General features: G+C 38.9%; 14 protein-coding genes. 3 read left to right on the top strand and 11 right to left on the bottom strand.

From position 1 onward, the window contains the following. Positions 1-6: 6 nt before the first annotated feature. Entirely contained in the window at positions 7-2,517 is a 2,511-nt protein-coding gene (locus CYTFE_RS0123725) for a glycoside hydrolase family 31 protein (protein WP_161636272.1), read from the bottom strand. Between the two features lie 580 nt (positions 2,518-3,097). Here CYTFE_RS0123725 and CYTFE_RS0123720 point away from each other — a divergent pair. The 3 genes from CYTFE_RS0123720 (at position 3,098) to CYTFE_RS0123710 (ending at position 7,161) form a co-directional block, all read left to right on the top strand. Further along, the gene (locus CYTFE_RS0123720; RefSeq protein ID WP_027473856.1) at positions 3,098-4,555 is read left to right on the top strand and encodes a tagaturonate reductase; all 1,458 of its coding nucleotides are present in this window, start codon (positions 3,098-3,100) and stop codon (positions 4,553-4,555) included. Further along, positions 4,548-6,038, top strand: a complete 1,491-nt coding sequence (locus CYTFE_RS0123715; protein ID WP_027473855.1) for a UxaA family hydrolase — start codon at positions 4,548-4,550, stop codon at positions 6,036-6,038. Before CYTFE_RS0123720 ends, CYTFE_RS0123715 begins: the two co-directional genes overlap by 8 nt. Positions 6,039-6,105: 67 nt before the next feature. Next, on the top strand, positions 6,106-7,161 hold the full coding sequence (locus tag CYTFE_RS0123710; RefSeq protein WP_027473854.1) for a substrate-binding domain-containing protein: 1,056 nt from the start codon (positions 6,106-6,108) through the stop codon (positions 7,159-7,161). A gap of 60 nt (positions 7,162-7,221) precedes the next feature. On the opposite strand, the gene CYTFE_RS0123705 is transcribed toward CYTFE_RS0123710, so the two are convergent. From CYTFE_RS0123705 to CYTFE_RS0123660, 10 genes are all read right to left on the bottom strand, one after another. Further along, on the bottom strand, positions 7,222-8,223 hold the full coding sequence (locus tag CYTFE_RS0123705) for an L-rhamnose/proton symporter RhaT (protein ID WP_027473853.1): 1,002 nt from the start codon (positions 8,221-8,223) through the stop codon (positions 7,222-7,224). A 98-nt stretch (positions 8,224-8,321) separates the two neighbouring features. Next, on the bottom strand, positions 8,322-9,371 hold the full coding sequence (locus CYTFE_RS0123700; RefSeq protein ID WP_200871342.1) for an aldose epimerase family protein: 1,050 nt from the start codon (positions 9,369-9,371) through the stop codon (positions 8,322-8,324). 67 nt (positions 9,372-9,438) lie between these two features. Beyond that, a complete protein-coding gene (locus CYTFE_RS0123695; RefSeq protein ID WP_027473851.1) occupies positions 9,439-10,530 on the bottom strand; it encodes a mandelate racemase/muconate lactonizing enzyme family protein in 1,092 nt (363 codons plus the stop codon). An 88-nt stretch (positions 10,531-10,618) separates the two neighbouring features. Further along, positions 10,619-12,061 carry an aldehyde dehydrogenase gene (aldA, locus tag CYTFE_RS0123690; protein ID WP_027473850.1) on the bottom strand — a complete coding sequence of 481 codons (1,443 nt, stop codon included), beginning with the start codon at positions 12,059-12,061 and terminating at the stop codon, positions 10,619-10,621. 117 nt (positions 12,062-12,178) lie between these two features. Continuing rightward, positions 12,179-12,949 carry an SDR family NAD(P)-dependent oxidoreductase gene (locus CYTFE_RS0123685; protein WP_027473849.1) on the bottom strand — a complete coding sequence of 257 codons (771 nt, stop codon included), beginning with the start codon at positions 12,947-12,949 and terminating at the stop codon, positions 12,179-12,181. A gap of 32 nt (positions 12,950-12,981) precedes the next feature. Next, positions 12,982-13,995, bottom strand: coding sequence for a (R,R)-butanediol dehydrogenase (locus tag CYTFE_RS0123680; protein WP_027473848.1), 1,014 nt, complete (start codon positions 13,993-13,995; stop codon positions 12,982-12,984). A gap of 345 nt (positions 13,996-14,340) precedes the next feature. Further along, positions 14,341-16,860: a glycoside hydrolase family 2 TIM barrel-domain containing protein gene (locus tag CYTFE_RS0123675; RefSeq protein ID WP_027473847.1), complete on the bottom strand. Its 2,520-nt coding sequence runs from the start codon at positions 16,858-16,860 to the stop codon at positions 14,341-14,343. A gap of 503 nt (positions 16,861-17,363) precedes the next feature. Then, positions 17,364-18,857: a hypothetical protein gene (locus CYTFE_RS0123670; protein ID WP_027473846.1), complete on the bottom strand. Its 1,494-nt coding sequence runs from the start codon at positions 18,855-18,857 to the stop codon at positions 17,364-17,366. Positions 18,858-18,868: 11 nt separating this feature from the next. After that, positions 18,869-20,632, bottom strand: coding sequence for a RagB/SusD family nutrient uptake outer membrane protein (locus tag CYTFE_RS0123665; RefSeq protein ID WP_027473845.1), 1,764 nt, complete (start codon positions 20,630-20,632; stop codon positions 18,869-18,871). Between the two features lie 192 nt (positions 20,633-20,824). Beyond that, on the bottom strand, positions 20,825-23,935 hold the full coding sequence (locus CYTFE_RS0123660; RefSeq protein ID WP_027473844.1) for a SusC/RagA family TonB-linked outer membrane protein: 3,111 nt from the start codon (positions 23,933-23,935) through the stop codon (positions 20,825-20,827). Positions 23,936-23,947 lie beyond the last annotated feature (12 nt).

Raw genomic sequence — 23,947 nt, 5'->3', positions numbered from 1 at the left:
AGCCAATTAAAAGTTAAATTCTATTCCTTTTCCCTTAAAAAATACTTGATGCTCTTTATCAGACCCTACCAGTTCCATCATTAATGGCATAGGGTTCCCTTGGAAATCCACATAATTTCCTCTTCCTTTTTCGATTTTCACACTCTTATCCGACTCAGAATAAGAAATCAGCAATTCTGCAAATACTCCATTTTCATAATCATAACTTTCGCTATCGTCGAAATACAAAGTATAAGAAGCATCCTTACCGGGGTAAATTTTTATGCAAGTAGGTTCATCGGTCTCTTGCGTTGCATATTGAATTTTAGGCCCCATAGGTATAATCGATCCTGCTTTTATAAAAATAGGGGTACTATTAAAAGGAGCTTCCACGGTCATAGTCACATTACCTTTGACCTTTTCATTGGTCCAGAAATTATACCAATCTCCCTCCGGTAAATAAACATCTTTAGTACGCTGCTTATATTCTGTAACAAAAGAGACCATCATAGATTCACCAAAGAAAAGTTGATCTTTAATTCCCCAGGTATTTTTATCCTCCGGAAAATAATATACCAAAGGACTCATCAACAAATGGCTCTCGTTGGTTACCTTCCATGCTTCTGAATAAATATATGGCATCAACTGATAACGCAGGTCGATAAATTTACGTGCCATCTCTTCAAATTCTTGACTATAACGCCATATTTCCGTTTCAGAAACATATCCATGAATACGAAAAACAGGGCTAAAAGTGCCGAATTGGAACCAACGTGTAAGCAGCTCAATATACTCCGAATTCGTATATTGGCTATCATATGTCGCATTAATAGATTTAGAATCTCTAAAGAATCCACCAATATCATGTGTCCAATAAGGGATTCCTGCCATGGTAAAATTTAGACCTGCTGCAATTTGTTCTGAGAATTGTTCCCATGAAGCCTCCACATCGCCAGACCAGGAGGTAGCTCCATAACGCTGTTGTCCTGCATACGCAGAACGAGTCAGGTTAAAAACACGCTCATTAGGAAATTCCTTTCTTCTCCCCTCGTACATAGCCCGGGTTACCTCCAACGAATATGGATTTTGAACCCTCTCATAGGGTCCTATGGCAGTATTCACTTTTGAATTAGTCACACCTTCTGGTTCTGTTCCATCAAGCCATATAGAATTAACACCTAGATGAAACATCGAATCACTTAACATTCTATAAAAACGTTCTCTTATTTCCGGGTCATAGATATCCACATAGTTACTACTCTCTATTTTAGCAAGTTCGTATTTTTCTTCCAGTTTGGTATTTTTCACTTCCGGCCAAACAGACACCATTAATTTAAGGTTGAGATCTTTTAACTCATCCACCATCGCCTTTGGATTGGGATACTTTTTTCTATCCCACTCGGGCCCTTTGGTTCCTTTAGGCCAGTAAAACCAATCCTGTACAATATTATCAAATGGTATTTTTCTTTTTCTCATCTCATGCGCATTCTCCAACAGCTCCTTTTGGTTATGATACCTTTCGCGACATTGCCAAAACCCATAAGCACTTTTAGGAAATAAGGGCGCCTTACCTGTTAATTTTTGGTATTGCGCTATCACCTCTGCAGGATTCTCTCCTTGTACCACATAATAATCAACTCTATTTCCCTGACTACTACTAAATACTGTTTTATTATAATCCGGTTCATTATAAAAAACACGCCCTGGTATTTTAGCCCCGGTATTTTGAAATACAACTTTATAAGACTTACCTGCTTCTAAATATTTTTTACCTGCATATCTTCGAGGCATCCAGATAGTAGAATAATTGACAATATCATCTCCATCAATGCTCAGATTGACTTCTCCACGCATACGGCCGTTGTGATCACTCAATACCTCAAAGGTATATTCTCCTGTTTGGGTAGGCGTAAAGATCGTCTCTCGTATATTTTTATCCACATTCTTTTTGATCGCATACGCTGCTACATTCTCCTTCTCTCCATCCTCTGGCACAACATGATCGTCCTCTGCTCCATTCACTGTACCTAAAGCCCCAAACGAAATCTCATTTTGTGGCTCATTAACATCCGTAAGACTATAATTATGCCAATAAATACCATACCCCTTGGTGGAAACCAAAAATGGAATGGCTATTTCCTGGTTATATTGCTGTAAACGTACAGGCACATTCTTCCAGTTCATGATACCACTTTGAAACTGTCCCAGTCCATATAAAGCTTCATCACCTGCCTCAAAGGCCTGCGAAACCCTGTTACCGACTTGCGCATCCGGTTTGATATAACTAAGCGCCCTGGTTTCTGCTAGCAAGGTCTCTCCCTTAGAATCCTGGTATTCTATTGTTCCATCACTTTTTACAATCACCCGAACTTTGTTTGTGATGATAGCCAACTGATCATTGTGCTCAACCATACTCCAATCAACATCTTGAGGATCTAAAATAGTTACATAATCAGGAATCTCATATTTAGCAATCCCTACCAATTCTTTTTCTATGTGAATGATAGATTCATCGACTATCTCAATTCTAATAGTCAAACTATCACTCTTAACAACGACTGTGTTAGCCGTCTTTTCAACATTATAAATAAACCTCTCCGCACAGGATGACAATAAAATTATCAGTCCGAAGAAACAGTACTGGATTATCCTTCTTAAATACAACATTAGGTAATTTTTTTTATTCATTCGATTGTAAAGTAGGAGTCGATACTCTCTTGTACAAAGAAAAAAAATTGCTTATACACACAATGCTAAAAAAGTCCCAAACATTGCAACGTAGGTTACATATGCCCACAACACCACTGACAGTTATAAATTACAACAAGCCCACAACTACCCACAATCACCTAATTATAAGATCGTTTCATTTAAAAAATCAACAATCACAAAAAAAGGCCAACTTCATATGATCAAACTTATCTTTCTTTGGTTCTTGGTCCACACAAGAATTGATCATCCTCCTGTGTGTGAAACAATTCCCTTGGCTCGTTTCATATATAAGATAAACTGAATCGAGCTTCGTTTCTTCCTAAAAAAATAATTGCGTGTGCGCACACTTTTTTTTTATATCTTTGTCAATAAATTACTGGATGTCTAAAAAATAAAAGATCATAACATGAATTTATTAAACAGAACAACTTACCAAAGCAAAACAAACTATCCGTTTAAGGTACTTCAGTTTGGCGAGGGTAATTTTCTTCGTGCATTTGTTGATTGGATGATTTACAAAATGAATAAGGAACTGGGAACCCCATACGGAGTAGTGGTGGTTCAACCGCTCGATAAAGGAATGGTTGAATATTTACAAAAGCAGGACAATCTATACCATGTAATACTTCAGGGCGTTAAAGATGGAACACCTATAGAAGAAAAAGAACTGGTTGACTGCATCATCGATTCGGTAAATCCCTATACCCATTATAAAAGATACCAGGAATACTTTCTCCACCCTGCATTAGAACTGGTGGTTTCAAATACCACAGAAGCAGGAATAAGCCGAATAGAAAACGAAGATATATTTGCAACACCTCCTCAATCATTTCCAGGAAAAGTATGTCAGTTACTATATCAGCGCTACTTGCACTTCAAAGGAGACAAGGATAAGGGACTTGATTTTATATGCTGCGAACTAATAGATAAAAACGCCACTCAATTAAAAGAAATAGTGCTTGAGCTCGCACTTAGCAACCATCTAGAGAAAGGCTTTATGATTTGGATAAACGACTCCTGTACCTTCTGTAGCTCACTGGTTGACAGAATTGTACCCGGGTTTCCGAAGGATAATATAGAACAAATTCAAAAAGAACTGGGATACAAGGACAATTTGGTGGTGATGGGTGAATATTTTCATTTATGGGCCATTGAGGCACCCCAACAAACCCGTGAAAAATACCCTTTTGATAAAGCAGGGCTTAACGTGGTTTGGTTAGAAGACATGACCCAATTTAGAGACAAGAAAGTCCGTATTTTAAATGGTTCACACACTGCATTGGTTCCCATTGGTTTATTAAGTGGATATGAAACGGTAAAAGAAGCCTTTGAAGATAGTAATATTTCCAGATTTATACACGACATGGTGGCATCGGAAGTAATTCCCAACATTCAGGGCTCACCAGAAACACTAAATAAATTTGCAGCTGATATCCTCGAAAGGTTTTACAATCCATATATACGTCACTTTTTAAAAGACATATCGCTTAATTCCTTATCCAAGTGGATGACACGTGATTACCCTTCCTTAATAGATGGTTATCAGGCAACAGGGAAAATACCACAAAAAATCACTTTCTCTTTGGCCGCCCTACTCATCCAATACAAAGGTGAATACAATGGAATTCCTTTTACCATTAACGACAATAACGCTCATATCACATTTATACAGGATGCCTGGAAAAACATGCAATCCTACACAGACCTTAGTAAACGTATACTAGCCAATAAGAAGATTTGGAACACAGACCTTACAACTATCAACGGACTAACAGAGGCCATCGCTACCAACATAGAAGATATCATGACAAATGGTATTCAATCAGCATTAGGTAAATTTATAAAATCCAGCAACCATGAATAATTATTTACAAATACATCCCGATGACAATGTGATAGTAGCCCTTGAACCAATCACCCAAGGATCGAGGATACAAGTGGGAACAAAAGAAATATTGGTTATTAACGATATTCCTCAAGGTCACAAAATAGCTTCATCTACCATCAAAAAAGAAGCGCACATTATAAAATATAGATATTCCATAGGTATAGCCAAAGAGGACATCACCATTGGACAGCATGTACATACGCACAATGTACGCACCGGTTTAAACGAAAATCTGGAATACAAATACAGTCCCAATGGCAAAGAACTTGCTGTAAAAAAAGAAGGATTAAGCTTTCATGGTTACCAACGTAAAAACGGAGATGTAGGAATCAGAAACGAGCTATGGGTAATACCCACTGTTGGATGCGTAAACGGCCAAGCAAAACTAATCGTAGAGCAGTTAAAAGCAGAAACAGACACCAGCCACATAGACGACATATTGGTATTGGGGCATCAGTATGGCTGTTCTCAACTGGGGGGTGACCACCTTAACACTCAAAAAGCCCTGGCAGCAGCCATCAAACATCCCAATGCCGGAGGCGTATTGGTATTAGGCTTGGGATGTGAAAACAACCAAATTTCACAATTAAAAAAAATTATAGGTCAATGGGATGAAGAAAGGGTGCATTTTCTCATATCACAAGAGGTGGAGGATGAAGTAGAGGAAGGACTGAAAATCATGAAAATGCTTAGTGAAAAGATGAAACAAGACCATCGTAGCCAGGTCCCTGTTTCCAAACTAAACATAGGCTTAAAATGTGGGGGAAGTGATGGGTTCTCAGGAATAACGGCCAATCCACTCTTGGGGCGCTTTTCAGATTGGTTAGTGGCACAAGGAGGCACCACTGTACTTACAGAAGTACCTGAAATGTTTGGTGCAGAAACCATATTGATGGAACGGGCTCAAACAGAAAACATTTTCGATAAAACCGTTGACCTGATCAATGGCTTTAAAGACTATTTCAGAACCAGTAATCAGCCCATCTACGAAAACCCCTCACCAGGCAATAAAAATGGAGGAATCACCACCCTGGAAGAAAAATCACTGGGCTGTGTTCAAAAGGGAGGTCATGCCATGGTTAGTGATGTGGTCGATTACGCAGAAAAAATAAAGACACCCGGATTAAACCTACTTTGGTCGCCAGGAAACGATTTGGTAGCCTGCTCTGCACTTGGATTTACAGGCTGCCAAATGGTGCTATTTACAACAGGAAGAGGAACGCCCTTTGGTAGTTTTGTCCCTACCATGAAGATTGCTACCAACTCTACCCTATTCAAACACAAAAATAACTGGATGGATTTTAATGCGGGTGGATTGATTGATGAAGGAAAGAGTATGGAAGCATTAAGGAAAGAACTGACCTCATTTATAATAGAAGTCGCCAGTGGAAAAAAACTAAAACATGAAATCGCTAAATTTAAAGAGATTGCTATATTCAAAAGTGGCGTCACCCTATAATAGAAGGTAAGGCATTGAAGACGGAAATTTTCTTACATCGTTTTTTTTTAGTTAATTCGGAGTTAGTATGAAGATTAGAATAGTAGACATTGCAGATAAAGCAGGCGTTTCAGCCGGAACCGTTGACCGCATCATCCACCAACGCGGAAGGTATTCTGAAAAAACGAAAGAAAAAGTAGAAAAAGCCATACAGGAGTTGGGGTACGCACCAGACATCATGGCTCGAAATCTAGCCTTAAAAAAAGAGCTTCATATTGTTTGCCTGATTCCCAACCCCAACGACACTAAATATTGGGAAAGGCCTATCTCTGGAATCCATAAAGCCATCTCGGAGTTAGCCTCATTTAAAGTAGACATAAAAACGGTTCTCTTCTTACCTAGAAAGGATGATTTTAAAATAGCTTGTGAACAAATACTCCAATCAAACCCTGATGGTGTTGTTTATGTACCCATGTTCCTACAAGAATCGTTAAGTTTCGCAGAACTTTTAAATGACAAGGGCATTCCTTTCGTTCACATCAACATACATCATTCACTGGCAAATCCACTATCCTATGTTGGACAAGATCCCATAGCAGCCGGAAAAACTGCTGCTAGTCTATGTGCGATGGCATTACAAAAAAACCATCACATTCTCATAGCATATATCTCAAAAGAAAAACAGGAATATTCACACCTCCAGGATCGAATCGACGGTTTTATCCAATACTTTGACCATAAACATTCGGACCAATCGCAGATATTCCATTTAGATATCAAGACCAATAAGGATGAGTCGGAATACGATAAACAATTGATGCAATATTTAAACAAACACCCCAATATTCAACTCATATATGTACCAAACTCCAGGGCATATAAAATTGCTTCTATTCTAAAGAAATACAAGCGAAAAGACTTTATTGTAATAGGTTTTGACACCCTCATCGAAAACATCACCTACCTCAAAGAAGGTTACATAGACCTGATCATAGGTCAACAATCCAAATCGCAAGGGTTCAATGCTGTCATGCTCTTATTCAATGCCTTGTTCCGAAAAGAAGCCGTCAATCCACAAAACCTGTTACCGGTAGATATATTAAATGCTGAAAATATAGATTTTTACGAAGGCTTGATGCAATAGACATCAAGCCTTCGTATAAGATACAGGAACAATAGAACTCGTGATGAGCCAATATTTATTTTATGCCATTCCGTTTCCTACGGCAATAATAACAACCCCAATGATCATGGCAGCCAAGCCAATATACAAAGATGATTTGGCTTTAGCCGGGGCAGTAAGCCACTCTTTGGTAATAATACCTCCAACAACAGCTACCACAACCGACATCGTATTAAATATAGCATAGCCTATTGTACCACCTTTATTTCCCAATACAAAAGCGGCATAAGCAAATAAAATAGAAGCAGTAAAATTTAACACAGCCATTAATGCCGTTAACGAAATATTTTTACCTACCCCCACTACATTAAAACTACCCCAAAGATTTTTACGAGATATTTGATAGATAAAATATGGAATTACAAACAGGCCACCGGACACATAGACAATAAACATAGAAGCAACAGAGGTTAACCAGCTCTCATTTCCATTTTGTGCCACCGCAGCAGCAATGGCATCCTTTCCAAACTCATTGGCCACATTAAAACCAGTACACAAGAGTCCACCTACGACAGCAATAACAATACCTACAGCCATTGAAGAAGCACCACTTTGTTGCGCCGACTGATGGCCTTCTCTTAAAATACCAGCACGACCATTCATGATAATACCTACCAAAATCACCAAAATACCCAATAATATAGTGATAAGAATATTCGTAGCCGGTAAGCCATGAATAAAAAATGGTAATACTGAACCAACAAACACAATGGTTCCAATAAAAATAGAGAATCCGAGAGACAAACCTATATGGTTAATTGCCTTACCCCACATGAGCATACCTATCCCCCACAAAAAACTAGGTATTAACATCTTCAGTAATATGGGCGTTCCCACATCAGCTAATACTTGTGTAAAGTTATTCACCAATGAAAACCCAATAATACAAGGCACTATCCAAAGCATAAACAAGAAACAAAAACCCCAAGTGTTCTCAAAATTAAAATTCTTCACAAACTTTTCGGGCATGGCATAAAATCCAAGCATAATTCCTGCAAAAATTGCAAACAATATTCCAATCATAAATTTAGATTTTTTTTAAAACTGATAGCTTTAGCTTTGGGCTATTATCTATCAGCTAATATTAATATTATTGATTGAGTAATAATTCCTAAATCTGGTTAATAAGCCAATTTGAATACAGTGGTACTTTTGAATACTTCATTTGGTTTTGTGAATGACCTCGGTGAGCCTTCAATGTTAGGACCGTTCTGCCAACGGTGTGTTTCGCAAGCAAAAGCACTATACTTACCGTAGATTTCGTCTTCCTTTCTTTTTAACTTATTGCTCATGTATTTGGCTGTATACAACAACATACACGGCTCTGTTGAAAAAACTTCCAGACTGCGTCCTGATGCAGGATCCTCAACCTTTGCCACTGGCTTAAGCTCTTCATGAGGATTCTCAAATATATAAAAATGCTCAAAGCCATCTCCCAGCTTTTCCTGAACATCACTAATCACTTTACCTGCACGTAAATCATTAACTGTACCACTTACATCTAAAATTTTTCCAGTACCAGCTCCTGTATGATCCATCTCCTGCAGTTTATTCGAATTTACCTGCACTTTAAAACCTTCTACACTACGTTCAAATCCTGATAAATTAAAATAACTATGATTCGTCATGGAGAGTGGTGTTGTTTGGTCAGTAGTCGCATTATAATTCAACACCAGTTCGTTGTCCTTGGTAAGCCACATCATCACAGTAGCTTCCACATTACCGGGGAATCCTTCATCACCATCTTTGCTTACCAAGTGAAATTGAACCCCTACTTTTCCTTGCGTATCAACAGGTGTAGCCTCCCATATACGCTTATCAAATCCAACTCGTCCACCATGAAGATTATTGTCTCCACAATTTTTAGCCAGCTGGTAGGATTTCCCCTCACAACTAAACTTAGCATCTTTTATTTGTGAGCAATAACGTCCAACAGTACACCCAAAATAAGGCGCATTACTCTTGTATTCATCCGAAAAATATCCATCCAAAGAATCAAAGCCACAAACAATACTGATGGGTTTCTTGTCTTTCCCCGGAATCGTAATAGAGCTAATGGTAGCCCCTAAATCCAATATTTTCACAACCATTCCGTTGTCATTTTCCAGAACAAATTGTGTTATTTCCTGATCCTGATACTTACCAAAAAAATTATGTGTAGATTTCATCATTTAGCTTTTAACTGATAACTAATGTCCACAAACTATCGTTCTGTGGACATTAGCAATAAGCAGATTTTTACTTTTCTTCATATTCTTTCAACTTATCCCATACAAACTCAACCCCTACTCCAGGAGTATCCGGAGCGACAGCCCTATGGTTTTCCACCACTAAAGGTCGGGTAGTATACTCATCTATGGGAAAACTATGTACTTCTATCCAACCGGCATTTGTTTGAGAAGAAACCAAACTCACATGAAGCTCCTGCATTCCATGAGAACAAACCGGGATATTATTTTCATCGGCCAGTTTTGCTGCTTTCAACCATCCACTCACTCCACCACAGTTAGAGGCATCCGGCTGTACAAAAGACAACTTGGCATCAGACATGGCATACTCAAACTCATGAATAGTATGCAAATTCTCACCCATGGCTAAGGGAACACCGGTTGCCTTAGCAATCTCACCAAAGCCCTTGTAATTATCTGGAATAGTAGGCTCCTCGAACCAATAAATATCATACTGCTTAAAGATATTGGCACAAGCAATGGCTTTTTCAACGCTCATGGAATAATTGGCATCTACCATGAAGATAATATCAGGACCAATAAATTCACGAACAGCCTTGATACGCTCAATATCTTCTTCCATATTTTCACGTCCAATCTTAATCTTAACAGCATTAAAACCTCTATCCAGGTAACCCTTTATATTATCCAATAATTTGGGTAAGGGAAACATCAAATCGATACCTCCACAATAGGCTTTACATGTATTATCAGATCCTCCGGCCATTTTCCAAAGAGCTTGTCCGGCTTTTTTACATCGGATATCCCAAAGAGCAATATCCACTGCTGAAATAGCAAAAGAAGCAATTCCACCACGACCCACATAATGAACATGCCACTCCATAAAGTCATACAGATGTTCAATATCATCCCCATTTTTCCCCATCAAGGCAGGCGCTAAATCATAATGAATCATTGCTTTGATAGCATGCCCCCCCTTACCTCCTGTGTATGTATAACCAGTACCGACACTACCATCTTCCAAAGTAATGGTTACCGTAATCAGTTCAAAGTGAAAATGATCACCATGCTTGGCATCCGAAAGGACTTCTGCAAGTGGCACCTTGAACAAGCGCGTTTTTATATTTTTAATTTTTGTCATTTTATCTTGGTATAAAGTATAAAGACCTAAGTATAAAGATGTGCATCCATTCGTATTATATCTTTATACTCAATACATAATTTATATATTACGCTTTAAACCTTACGTAAAAGGTCTTTTTCTCCAGGTACTGTTCAAAACCATATTTCCCGTCTTCTCCACCTGTTCCAGACATTTTATATCCGTTATGAAAACCTTGATGTAGTTCACCATGACCGCGATTAATATAAATTTCTCCAAAGTCGAGCTCGCTATTCAAACGCATCACACGATTCATATCATTGGTATAGACCATGGCTGCCAGTCCAAACTCACAATCATTGGCATATTTCACTACTTCATCAAATTCGCTGAACTTGATAACAGGAAGAATAGGTCCAAACGCTTCTTCATGCACAATCGTCATTTCTTGTTTCACATCCGTAAGAATCGTTGGCATAAACCAGTTTCCTTTCTCAAATTCCTTTCCTTCAGGTGTTTTACCACCATAAGCTAGGGTAGCGCCCTCCTTCACACTTGTCTCAACCAATTCTACCATATGCTTTAACTCGCTCTTATTCACCTTAGCACCCATATCCGATGTTGGATCAAAAGGATCGCCCACCTTAATTTCCTTTACCTTGGCCATAAATTTCTCCATAAAGACATCGTAGATCGCCTCATGGACATACATACGTTCATTACAAGTACATACCTGACCACAGTTATCAAAACGAGAATGAAGCGCTCCCGCCACTGCCGCATCGATATCACAGTCTTCGAATGCAATAAAAGGCGCCTTACCACCAAGTTCTAACTGAACATGCGCTAAGTTTTCAGAGGCTGCTTTGAAAATAGCCTGACCAGCGGGTGTACTACCTGTCATGGTTACCATCTTAGTAATTTCATTTTTACACAAGGCTGTACCCAAGGTACGACCTGGTCCGGTAACAATATTCAAAACGCCATCAGGAATACCTGCTTTTTTAGCCAGCTCCCCCAACATCAAGGTAGACATAGGTGTTTCTGTGGTTGGCTTAAGCACCATGGTATTACCAGCCACTAATGCCGGTCCCAATTTACGTCCGGCCAATGCCAATGGAAAATTCCATGCAGTAATAGCAACCACAACTCCCCTTGGAATCTTTTGTATCCAGATTTGTTCGTTTTCATTATCCGACGGTACAATATCTCCTTCTATCCTACGGGCCCACTCACAAGCATATTCAATAAAAGAACAACAAACATCCACTTCAAACTGTGCCACCTTAAACAGTTTTCCCTGTTCCTTAGTAAGTACCGTAGCTAATTCTTCACGGCTTGCTTTTATTTCCTTTACAAAAGCGTACATTAATTCAGCTCTCTTGCGCGCTGGTACCTTAGCCCACTCTTTACTTGCCGCCTGAGCAGCTTCCAATGCTATTTGGGCATCCTTTTCATTTCCATTGGCTACTGTTCCAACTACCTCATCATTAGAGGGGTTGAACACATTAGCTGTTTCGCCATTTGTGGGTTCTACCCACTGTCCGTTGATGTATTGTTTAAAATTCATATTTTTGTTGTTGGCTATTGGCTATAAAGCATTCATAATTCTTAATAATAGGAGCCATCACTGGCTCCTCTATATTTCTCAGATACAAGGCATATTCACCCTAAAACAAGGGCTAAATTATCTTCCCATCCAACCACCATCTACCAGCATAATAGATCCTTGCATATAAGCACCAGCTTCTGAACATAAGAACACGACCGGTCCACCAAAGTCTTCTGGCGTACCCCATCTTCCGGCAGGAATACGTGACAAAATTTGTTCTGAACGAACAGGATCCTTGCGCAATGCTTCAGTATTATCCGTATCAATATAACCTGGAGCTATTGCATTTACATTAACTCCTTTAGAAGCCCACTCGTTGGCAAAAGCCATTGTCATTTGGCCTATGGCTCCTTTGCTAGCCGCATACCCAGGAACAGTAATACCCCCCTGAAATGTAAGTAACGAAGCTGTAAACACTATTTTACCGGCACCACGTGCCACCATTTCCTTACCTATTTCTCGAGTAAGGATAAATTGTGCATTCTGGTTTACTTCAATCACCTTATCCCACATTTCATCGGGATGCTCAGCAGCTGGAGCACGAAGTATCGTTCCTGCATTATTAATTAATATATCAATCACAGGATTTTCGGCTTTCACTTCTTCTATAAAAGCATAAAGCGCCTTTCTATTACTAAAATCACAGGTATAAGCTTTGAACTTACGTCCCACTGCTTTTACCGCCTTCTCAACGGCACTACCCTCTTTTTCTAAAGATGCGCTAACGCCAATAATATCGGCACCTGCCTCAGCCAAAGCTATTGCCATACCCATGCCAATACCTCTTTTACATCCTGTTACCAAGGCTACTTTACCTTCTACGCTAAATTTATCTAATACACTCATTTTATATTTTGATTAATCGATCATTATAATTTTTATTGACAGTCCACCAAAAATTTCATTCCATCTGGAGTAGCATCTATACTTTCAAAAAGTTCCTGTATCTTCTCTAGGGGTTTAGTATCTGTAATAATGGTCTCAAATGGATATTTATTCTCTGTAATTAGGTCTATCGCTTCATCAAAGTCCTCTTTTTCATATACGCGGGCTCCAATCAAGGTTAATTCTTTCCAGAAATATTTAAATAAGTTGACTGGTTTAGGCTCCCCATAAATAGCCACCAACACGATACGTCCACGAATACCTACCACTTCAGTAGTAATATCCAATGAAGGTTGTACACCAGCTACCTCAAAAACAATATCAGCCATACCGCCATTTGTTTTTTTATCAACATATTCGATCAAATTCTCTTTTGCTGGATTCACAACTTCAAAGCCCATCTCTTGCGCCATTTTCACACGCACATCATTCACCTCAGAAAGTATAACATGGGCTCCTTTACTCTTGGCAACCATAGCTACCAATAAGCCAATAGGACCTCCACCTGATACCACAGCTGTTTCTCCGGCTTTCAAGGCACCTCGTCGTACATCATGACATGCCACCGACAAAGGTTCTATTAAGGCTGCCAATTTCAAATCGGTAGTATCCTTTAACTTATGCAATGTAAAGGCAGGAACGTTCCAATATTGCTGAAAAGCACCTGTACTATCGATACCTATAAATTTTAGCTTCTTAGCAATATGACTATGTCCTTTATCAGAAGGTTCTTCTAATCTGTTATCCAAAGGGCGAACTGTTATTTTATCACCTACTTTAAAACCAGAAACTCCTTCACCAAGAGCATCGATGGTTCCAGACATTTCATGTCCAATAGTTTCAGGAATATTCACTCTATTGTCCATCATTCCGTGATAAACATGCATATCAGTACCACAAACGCCACAGTACGCCACTTTAACACGCACCTCTCCAGCCTTAGGCTCCTCTTTTTCTTTTTCTACTACTGTGAAGGTCTTATTTCCTTCGTATAATGATGATTTCATATGTATAGTTTAAATATGTATTTCAATTTTGAAGCTACAATTACATGTGCCTTACTCATTCTACATGGGTATAGATCTGGTACCTAAAAGCAATTATTAACTGGTTCGCACTTGTGCTGAATATATGATGGTGCAGGCAGGTCAATCCTGTAATTTGATATCAAACTTAGGGTGAATATGATAAAACTTAGGGGTGTAAAATCTAAAAAACGAGATTTCAGCAAAGCAGCAAAAAACAACACATTAACCACCATATCAAACACTTACAAAATATGTTCAGTATTTGTTGAGTGAATCATTTACCACTAACCAGTCCAAAAGCTAAAATCTTATCTCTGATTCTGTTTATTCCACCTCTATATGAAGCTCCTCCGACTTCAAACTTCCTGATTTCACCTTTATGGTACCCATGCCCACTTGATCACTCGCCTGCACAATCATCAATGCTTTCCCCTTATGGGTAGTGATCTTATTTGAATGAAATGCTTGTACATTTTCTGGATTTCCATTATCCACTCCTAAACTCTTAAGAGAACCAGACACCTCAAACTCAACCACTTGCTCTGTATTAGTAACCGGATAACCTGCTTTATCAACCACCTGAACAACAATATGAGCCACATCATTTTTACTTCCCTCCAACTTATCATGATCCATATGTGCCTTGATAGCGTATGCTTCACCTGCCGTATAAATTTCAGCCGTACAATCTTCATCTACAGCTTTGGCCTCCAACCTTCCCGCTTCAAAGGGAAGTGCCCACTTATAAATACGATCCGGAAAGTCAGCCAATTTTTTAACACCCAGAGAATGGCCATTCAACAACAGTTCAACTTGAGGAGCATTAGAAATAACTTCTACAATGACGGGTTCCCCATTTTTATAATTCCAATGTTCATTGACATTGTACCAAAACCACAAAACATGTTCCCATGCACCTGGCTTTTTCTCCACCACTTTCCCCTTTACCTCGTGATATGACGATTGCTCTAATGTATTGGAGCATATATAAATATGCGGCTCATCAGACCATAAGGTTTTGTACATATGATAGGCTGGTTTAGGAAAGCCCGCTAAATCAAATAAGCCACTAGGTGTGGCCTTACGTGGCCATTTATCATTGGACTCACCCATATAATCAAAACCCGTCCAAAGAAAAGTACCTGAAATATGAGGGCGTTCTACAATCGCCTTCCACTCATGCCATTGGGGAACATTCTCAGTACCCATAACTATCTTATTCGGATAATATTCCTTTGCATAATCATACATGACCCTTCGGTAACTATACCCCACCACATCAAGCACATCCGCATAGCCACTCTCAAAGCTGGCCGAGGGAAGTATACAGTTCGCTATCACCGGACGTGATGTATCTAATGCTCTGGTCCAGGCAGCCAATTTATGTGCTGTCTTTCCTATTTCGTACGTCTGCTTAGGCAGGCTTTCATATTCTTTTCTAATTCTTTCCGGCGAGTAAGGAGGGCGCGACCAAAAATAGTTACCATCCCAGTTCATATTATCAAAAAAACCCGTAGCCTTTGCATTACGCGGATAAGTCCATTCTATTTCGTTCCCAATACTCCACTGAATGATACTTGGATGATTACGGTGTGCCAACATGGTATTTGTCAGATCTTTTTTTGCCCATTCCTGAAAATGCTCATTATATCCCCTGGTTATATAATCATTGTGACGCTCATTCATATTTAAGCGTTTATCTTTTGGGTAATCCCATTCATCAAAGAACTCGTCTTGCACCAGAAAACCCATCTCGTCACACAAGTCCAAAAACGCATCGGAACTTGGATTATGAGCTATTCTGATGGCATTACACCCCATATCCTTTAACAGTTGTAACCTACGCTTCCAAACACCATTAGGTACTGCTGCACCAACCAATCCTGCATCATGATGCAAACAAACACCTTTGATTTTCATATTCACCCCATTCAAGAAAAAGCCTTCGTCTTTATCAAATTTTATGGAGCGAATACCGAAGGTAGTAATATACTGATCAATGACTTCACCCTTATGAAGGATTGAAGACTTTGCCCTATACAGTTGTGGCTTATGAACATCCCAAAGCTGCGGCTTATTTAAGGATAGTTTTTGATGAATAACAGAGAGTCCTTCTTTTGAAAAACACTCTTCATCCACCATCCTTCCCACAACGGAACCAAGGGGATCTATAATTTCAGTAATAACATTACATGTTTGTGGAATGCCTGTGGTATTATTCAGACTTATACTCAAATGAATATCTGCGTTATCTTTTGTGACACTGGGAGTAGTAACAAAAGTTCCCCAAATGGGTATATGAAGTTTATGAACCTTTACCAGTTTTACATTACGATATATTCCAGAACCAGTGTACCAACGACTGTCTGCATAACGAGATCGATCCACCTTTACTACTAACTCATTCGTGATTTCATGTGAATTAAGGTGATTGGTTAAATCGAAATAAAAAGGTGAATAACCATACGGGTGTTCTCCTAACTTCTGACCGTTAATCCAATATTCGGAGTTATTATAAACACCATCAAACCATATATAAAGTCTTTCATCATTCTTCAAATCGACATTAAAAACCTTTTTATAATAACCAATACCTCCTGGCAGATACCCAGTACACCCCTCTCCGTTAACAGAGTCAAAAGGAAATTCCACACTCCAGTCATGTGGCAATTGAACAGTTTTCCAATCGGCTGTTTTTAAATCTATAGTGCTTGAGGTACTGTCTGTACTTAAAAAGAACTGCCAACCCGAATTAAAACACATATCTCTTTGTAAATTACGCTCATTTTTACAAGAGGAAACCAAGATTATAACTACGAGATATAAAACACTTTTGTACATCATCCTATTTTTTATGATTTTTACCCTATAATGACATTTCCACTAGGCTAAACCGCACTCAAACTTTAACCCAATACATTTTTTATCAGGTAGATTACTTAAAACCTCCATCCATTAAAACTTCTATCTCGAAATTCAATCAGCTCGCCAAAGGCCAATTCTACTGCAGAAATAAAATTATCATCATCCCTTAGCGTCCTTTATTGGACGGAATGGTGATAAACTTATTTCGTAACAATGACCTAACCTTGATGGTGTAATCTACGTCAACAAGCAAGCTGCTCATACATATCCGAATGATAAGCTCAGTGGATTTACAAGAAAGCTATCTTAGTCCATCCGTTTAGTGATTACTAAAAAAGCTTTATCTATAATGGGATGGCTACAATAGCCATCCCATGAAATAAATTTCCACCATAAAATTATGGTCGCTCAGTAACCTCTCTCACGGTGATATCATCGATATATACAACCACAGGAGCAGTACCTGCAGAATTTGTGAGTCTCTAATTAATAGTTTGTTCGCCACCTGAACCAAATGACTGGTTCCATCTACGATACACCCACTTACCCGTAGGGAATGTTGATGAATAGACACTACCACCAGCACCCCAATCGGTTTCTGGGAAGGTATAGAAACGCAAATCGGACAGGTTTACACCATCACCAACACTCTCAACATAAGACCACATTCCAATTTCGTATGTTTTACCGGCCTCAGCTGTAAACAAGGCAATATTACCGTTTCTATTCAGGATAGAGCCCTCACCAGCTCCCATTTCTATTTTCAGACTTGTAGAACCTGATTTCGCATGCGTATTACTAAGCTCCCATAGTACACCATCATCCCATGGAGCACCCCAGTTTCCAGCTGTCCAGTCCCCTATCGCAGTAGATTCAAAACTTCCATCAAACAAAGTATTGATTACATTATCCAACTCAAAGAATCCTTGCACATTATCATAATCAGGTGCTTCCATAAAATCAAGCGTTACTAAGTTACCTTTAGAAGCATCATATGACAATGTAAAGTCATCTGAACTATAGATTGGCGCACTTAAGGTTAGTACCACTTCGTTAGGTACCAATGGGTCTGTGGCCACTTCGGTTACATGAATACCCAGATCCATCGGCTCAATGGTAGAAGGCTGGGCTACAAAGATATCAAAGGCTTCAGGATCACATCCTGAGGCATCCTCCATGGCGCGACTGAACACAATACGAGCCTCATTCTCCGACAATACGATTTCATTAATCAATAACGGTTTACTAGAAGGACCCACCTCAAAAAGTTCAGTATAGCTGATTGTATCGGCATAATTTTCATTGAGGGTAGTTCTTGTAGGAACATAAGTAACATCATACTTACCCATTAAAATAAAATTATACACACCATTATTTTGCTCGTTGACAGTAAACTCACTTACCTGGCCTGATTCTGTATGGCGAAAGAAATAAGTCAAAACCGAAGGCGAGCCGTCGCTCATGTCAGTAAATGTGATATCAGATCCAGCTTCCACTAGGTGAAGAGCTCCATTTTCCTGGGTAAGGATTGTACCACTCTCATCAGAAACCTGAAATCCGGCCTTTATCTCATCTACAACCTCAAAACTAATGCTACCCTCATAAATACTTGTTTCAGAAACTTCCCCATTAAGGTAATATAATTCTCCAAAATCGATGGTCACTTTAGCCTCATAGGAACCCGGGTTACCAAAAGCAACCTTTGCATGTCGTTCGTTGGTTGTTAAAATGGTAGGATCCGATTCTTCAGGAAAAGACCAAGTGGTTTCCTCACCTCCCGATGAAAAATCATCAAAATACATCTCCACACCTTTCTGAATTGCTATGTCTTTACCAATACCAAATGAGGTACTTAAAAACACATCATTTCCCTCTGTTGCATCACTTGGCATTTCATAATCCTCTGTACACGAGAATGTAATCAATGCCACAGCCACAACTGCTATAAATACATTATATTTAAATATTCTTCTCATTACTCTATTTTTTATTCGTTAGCCAATGGGTTTGTTTGAATCTCTACATCAGGTATACCTAAAAAATCATGCTCTTCAGGGATATAATTTGCTGCAGGTCCTGCATATTGCGTTCTCACATACTCTTCAATATACCATGGATACACTACACTTTCTTTGTCGCTATCAATAGCTTGACTTACAGGATCCTCGGTACATAACTTACTAATCATCACCAATTCATCGGCGCGACGTGCTTTAAACACATCCTCCGTAATACCCCATCTTCTTAAATCGTGCCATCTATGTCCTTCAAAACAAAGCTCAAGCGGTCTCTCAACCATTTGAATATGTGTCATGATAGACGCAGCATTTACTTCGGTAAATGATCTTGAAGAAGGATCGTCACTATTAAAGCGCGATAGGTGTAATTGAGGGATCATACCCCCATTATCTGCCTGATATTGAGCCAAGGTTATTACACCAGCCCTTGCCCGCACTTTATCGATATACTCAATCGCAGTGGCTACATCGCCATTATCATTCAAGACAGCTTCGGCATACATCAAATAAATATCAGCCAAACGAATCACCTTATAGTTAACACCACATCCTGATCCCAAGCCTTGGTTCAAAGGACCGTCATTGGTATCCCAAGGAATGAATTTTTTAATTTTTGATGCCCATCCATATCGAAAAGCTGCATACGTTCCAGGATCGTCAGATCCAAAGTAGGGCCCTAATCCTTTTTCTGTTACAATAGAAGCATAGGTTCTTCTGGAATACACATTACTGCCCCATTTACCATAATTAGGATCTTTCTCGTCGGAATCAATAAACATCTCTTCAAGCCAATAAGTAGGCAAGCACGAATTATATCCACCTGCCTCATAACCAGCAAAAGAAACACCAATATTACTGGCTTCAGAACCTGTCCGGTCAGAATAATCATCTACAATACTGGCAAGGTTGTTTTCTTTGTAATTAAGGGTATAGTTTATCTCAAAAATAGACTCACTATTATACTCACCGGCCAATACAAAATTCTCCACAGGATCGCTCGCCAACGAATATGTTCCTGACTCAATCACCTCCAACAAAAGAGAGGCTGCTTTAGACCACTCCTTTTCATACAGGTAAGTTTTTGCAAGCAGTGATTTAGCTGCTCCTGTAGTAATCCGGCCTTTTTCTGACCACTCAACAGGTAAATTTTCTATGGCATACTCTAAATCTGGTATCACAACCTGAGAAAGAACATCTTCCTTACTCGAAGGAGCCTTTGTAAAATCTTCTATTTGCGATACAATATCTGTATGTATTATCGCTTTCCCATAATTATAAGCAAGCTGCCAATAAAAAAATGCTCTTAAAAATTTAGCCTGTGCTTCTACTTGATCTCTTTCTTCTTGGGTAAAATTATCATCAGCAACATTAGGTAAGTTAGACAACACCTGATTAGCTCTGTAAATTCCTACATAACAATCAGACCACAATAAGGGAATCGTCCCTGTATTGTTATTGTAAATAAATTCGTTGAATTGAGTATAGTCACCTCCCCAAATAGTCGTTGTGGTAACAATGTCTGACCGGGTTAATAATTTGGCACCCGCTGCTCCCCATATAGATTTAAACTGCAAAGCTGCATAAGTTGCATTTAATCCTTTCTCAAAATCCGATTCATTTTTCCAGAACGTATCAGCGGTTAAAGCACTCGGGTTGCTTTGATCCAGAAAATCATCTTCACAGGCACTCAGGCCCAGTAAAAGAATAAATAATAATAATATATAATTTTTCATCTGTTTAAATTTATTTTTATTTGTCAGATGGAACTTACCTGAATTAATCATTCCCCTATGTGAGAAACATTTTATCATGGCTCGTTTCATATGTCTATAATTTTTCTTTGAATGAACACTCCAAACGCGCTGCAAGATCATTTCTCCTATAAGAAATACTTTATCATAGCTCGTTCACACTCATCCTATAAATTAAAAATCAATTTGCACACCAGCAGTAAATGTTCTAGCGATAGGATATTTTCCAATATCAAGTCCTCTATCAAAAGGTCTACCTTCAGAAGCTCCCACCTCTGGGTCATAACCTTCGTACTTAGTAAAGGTGAATGGATTTTGTGCAGTGGTGTAAATTCTCACTTTCTCCACATTGCTATTCAACAGATTCTTAAAGGTATATCCCAAGGTTAAACCTCTTACTCTTAAGTAATCAGCATCTTCCAAATAATAGTCGGACCATGATCTATAGTTATTATGCTCAGAGGAACTTCTGACGGCAGGGATATTGCTATCTGTATTGGACTCTGAAAAAGCATAGTACATATCTTTATGTCTTCCTGTACCATAGGCAAACATTTTTGTTCCGTTATATACCTTTCCACCATGCGCATATAATAATTGAGCCGAAAAGTCAAATCCTTTGTAGTCGGCCGACAAAATCAAACCAGCTTCCCACTTAGGTTCGGCCGAACCACTATATACCCGGTCATCATCATTAATGGTACCATCCTCGTTTGTATCCAGGTATTTCACATCACCCAAGGCAGCACTTGGCATATAAGACTGCACTTCGGCTAGTTCTTCTTGGGTCTTAATGATTCCGTCTGTGGGTATCAAATAAAAAGCTCCGGCAGGCTTACCAACCACCATATATTTCACCGCGGACTGCTGAACTCTTCGCCAGTTGGCTGGTATTGCATCTGCTATAATCACCTTATCTTCACCTCCAAGACTGGTTACTTCATTGTCATTCATGGCAAAGGTACCAGTTGTTGTAAGGTTTAAACCCATTTTAGTTCTATGTTTATAAGTCATTGATAATTCAACTCCCTTATTTACCATATTACCTAGGTTTCTCACTACCGAATTAAACTGTGTATATGTAGAGCCATTGGTTGTTGGTGAAGTACCTGAAGAACTTGGAATACTTTGATTAAAAAGCATATCTTCCTTACTATTCTTGTATAAATCGAGGGTCATAGTCAACTTACTTCTAAACATAGATAAGTCAACACCTATGTTTCGGGATATATTGGTCTCCCAACCAATATTTTCATCCACGTACATTCTTTGTATGGCGCCATAACCTAGCTGATCATCACTTTCTGCGCCATATACATAATCGATATTGGCATCCACATATGGAGAATATTGATACGGAAGAATTCCCTCATTACCCACTTCGGCATAACTGATTCTTAATTTAAGATTATCAACATTCGTTAGGCCACTCATAAAAGGCTCCTCGCTAATATTCCAACCTAACGATGCACCCGGAAATGTTCCATATTTGCTACCCTCTTTAAACTTAGATGATCCATCATACCTGACACTTCCCGAAAACAGATATTTATTTTTATAATTATATTGCGCTCTAAACATTTTACCCGTTAAGGTATTTTCTCTGGAATAACCATTAATACCCACCATTGACGTCATCACATTAAAATCTCTAAGACTATTGTCTATTCCATCTTGTTTTGTGATATCAGTATATTCTTGGTTTGATTTCTCCATTGAATACACTGCGGTTAGTTTAATGCTATGCTCCCCAAATTTCTTATCATAATTAAGTACTGTCTCGGTTGTCCACTTTTCATAATCCGTTGAAACAATTCTTCTTTGAGAGAATAGTTGACTCGTTGTTCCTGGCTCGGTGGCACCTTGACTATAAAGCAACAATTTGGGTGTCCAGCGATCGTCATCCTGATTATTCACATAAAAGCCAACATTCTCTGCAATGGTTAAACCATCTATTATCTCGAATTTAAAATTACCACTTGTATTATAGGAGTCATTAGCTATTTCTCGCTCAAGACTCATTTGCTTGGCAAAATATCCATATTGCTCAATAAGAGCGGCTTCTCCATCGATATAAATCGCATCACTTGTTGTTGGTAATTCATTGGGAAGCGACCTCCAAGGTGATTGAAAAATAGAATACTCATAAATAGCGTACGGCTCTACCTCTTGCACCCGTTTTTGTACACCAAAACTAACAAAAGCATCGAATTTACCTTTACTATAAGATGTATTGGCTCTTGTACTAAACCTATTATAGCCTGATTTTTGTACCACACCAGCCTGATCATAGTAATTCACATTTAAACTAAATTTTAAATTCTCTGAACCAGAAGATAATGATAAGTTATGCGATTGAATAGCAGAGTTATTTTCTTCGATATAATCAACAAAATCTGTATTTTTATCAGACATATAAGGATTTGCCTGAGGCGTTAAAGAACTACCGCCACCTTGCAACGACTTTTGTTGTTCCACGTAAATTTGTTGTTCCGTATCATTTAATGGTGTGGAGGACACAATATTCTGAATACCTCCATATCCAGAATAAGAAACCCTTACTGCTCCAGCTTTTCCTTTTTTGGTGGTTATCACAATAACACCATTAGAAGCACGTGTTCCATAAATAGCGGCAGAAGCTCCATCCTTTAACACACTAATACTCTCAATTTCTTCGGAAGGAATATTAGGGTTATTTTCGAAAGGGATACCATCCACCACATATAGAGGGCTTTGGTTGGTACTGGCGTTAATAGATCCTATACCACGAATATTTATAGTAGCTTGATCACCTGGTCGCCCACTCATTTCTGTAACACGTACACCAGCAATTTGACCTTGTAATGCCTTGGTAAAATCAGAGGCAATCACCCTTTCCATCGATTCGTTTTTAATGGAAGAGACTGCACCCGTCAGCTCAATTTTTTTAGAAGTACCATAACCAACAGCGATCACCTCTTTTAAAGAAACCACATCCGCCTCCAATGCAACATTCACCTTGGTTTCCTGCCCCACAGTAATTTCAACAGGAGTAAAACCAATAAAAGAAAACACGACCACTTCTCCGGTCTGTACATTTAAATGATAATTTCCATCCATGTCTGTTATGGTTCCATTGGTTGTTCCCTTCACAACCACGCTCACACCCGGAACAGGATCTCCGGTTGCTTTTTCTGTAACTACCCCTGTTATTCCTTTTTCCTGTGCAAATAATGCACCCATAGAGGCAATCAGGAATGCTACCATAAGTAACAGCTTTCTTGATTTTGTTCGCATTTGTTTCATAAATTCAAATTT

The sequence above is a fragment of the Saccharicrinis fermentans DSM 9555 = JCM 21142 genome (assembly GCF_000517085.1).
GTDB classification, from domain to species: Bacteria; Bacteroidota; Bacteroidia; order Bacteroidales; family Marinilabiliaceae; genus Saccharicrinis; species Saccharicrinis fermentans.
This window is presented reverse-complemented; position numbering and strand designations above follow the sequence as displayed.

Excerpts from the sequence above, each read along its gene's own strand:
- aldA (WP_027473850.1), bottom strand. The coding sequence starts at position 12,061 with ATGAATTTTAAACAATACATCAACGGACAGTGGGTAGAACCCACAAAT.
- CYTFE_RS0123695 (WP_027473851.1), bottom strand. The coding sequence starts at position 10,530 with ATGACAAAAATTAAAAATATAAAAACGCGCTTGTTCAAGGTGCCACTT.
- CYTFE_RS0123660 (WP_027473844.1), bottom strand. The coding sequence starts at position 23,935 with ATGAAACAAATGCGAACAAAATCAAGAAAGCTGTTACTTATGGTAGCA.
- CYTFE_RS0123685 (WP_027473849.1), bottom strand. The coding sequence starts at position 12,949 with ATGAGTGTATTAGATAAATTTAGCGTAGAAGGTAAAGTAGCCTTGGTA.
- CYTFE_RS0123720 (WP_027473856.1), top strand. The coding sequence starts at position 3,098 with ATGAATTTATTAAACAGAACAACTTACCAAAGCAAAACAAACTATCCG.
- CYTFE_RS0123675 (WP_027473847.1), bottom strand. The coding sequence starts at position 16,860 with ATGATGTACAAAAGTGTTTTATATCTCGTAGTTATAATCTTGGTTTCC.
- CYTFE_RS0123705 (WP_027473853.1), bottom strand. The coding sequence starts at position 8,223 with ATGATTGGAATATTGTTTGCAATTTTTGCAGGAATTATGCTTGGATTT.
- CYTFE_RS0123680 (WP_027473848.1), bottom strand. The coding sequence starts at position 13,995 with ATGAAATCATCATTATACGAAGGAAATAAGACCTTCACAGTAGTAGAA.
- CYTFE_RS0123710 (WP_027473854.1), top strand. The coding sequence starts at position 6,106 with ATGAAGATTAGAATAGTAGACATTGCAGATAAAGCAGGCGTTTCAGCC.
- CYTFE_RS0123670 (WP_027473846.1), bottom strand. The coding sequence starts at position 18,857 with ATGAGAAGAATATTTAAATATAATGTATTTATAGCAGTTGTGGCTGTG.
- CYTFE_RS0123665 (WP_027473845.1), bottom strand. The coding sequence starts at position 20,632 with ATGAAAAATTATATATTATTATTATTTATTCTTTTACTGGGCCTGAGT.
- CYTFE_RS0123715 (WP_027473855.1), top strand. The coding sequence starts at position 4,548 with ATGAATAATTATTTACAAATACATCCCGATGACAATGTGATAGTAGCC.
- CYTFE_RS0123700 (WP_200871342.1), bottom strand. The coding sequence starts at position 9,371 with ATGATGAAATCTACACATAATTTTTTTGGTAAGTATCAGGATCAGGAA.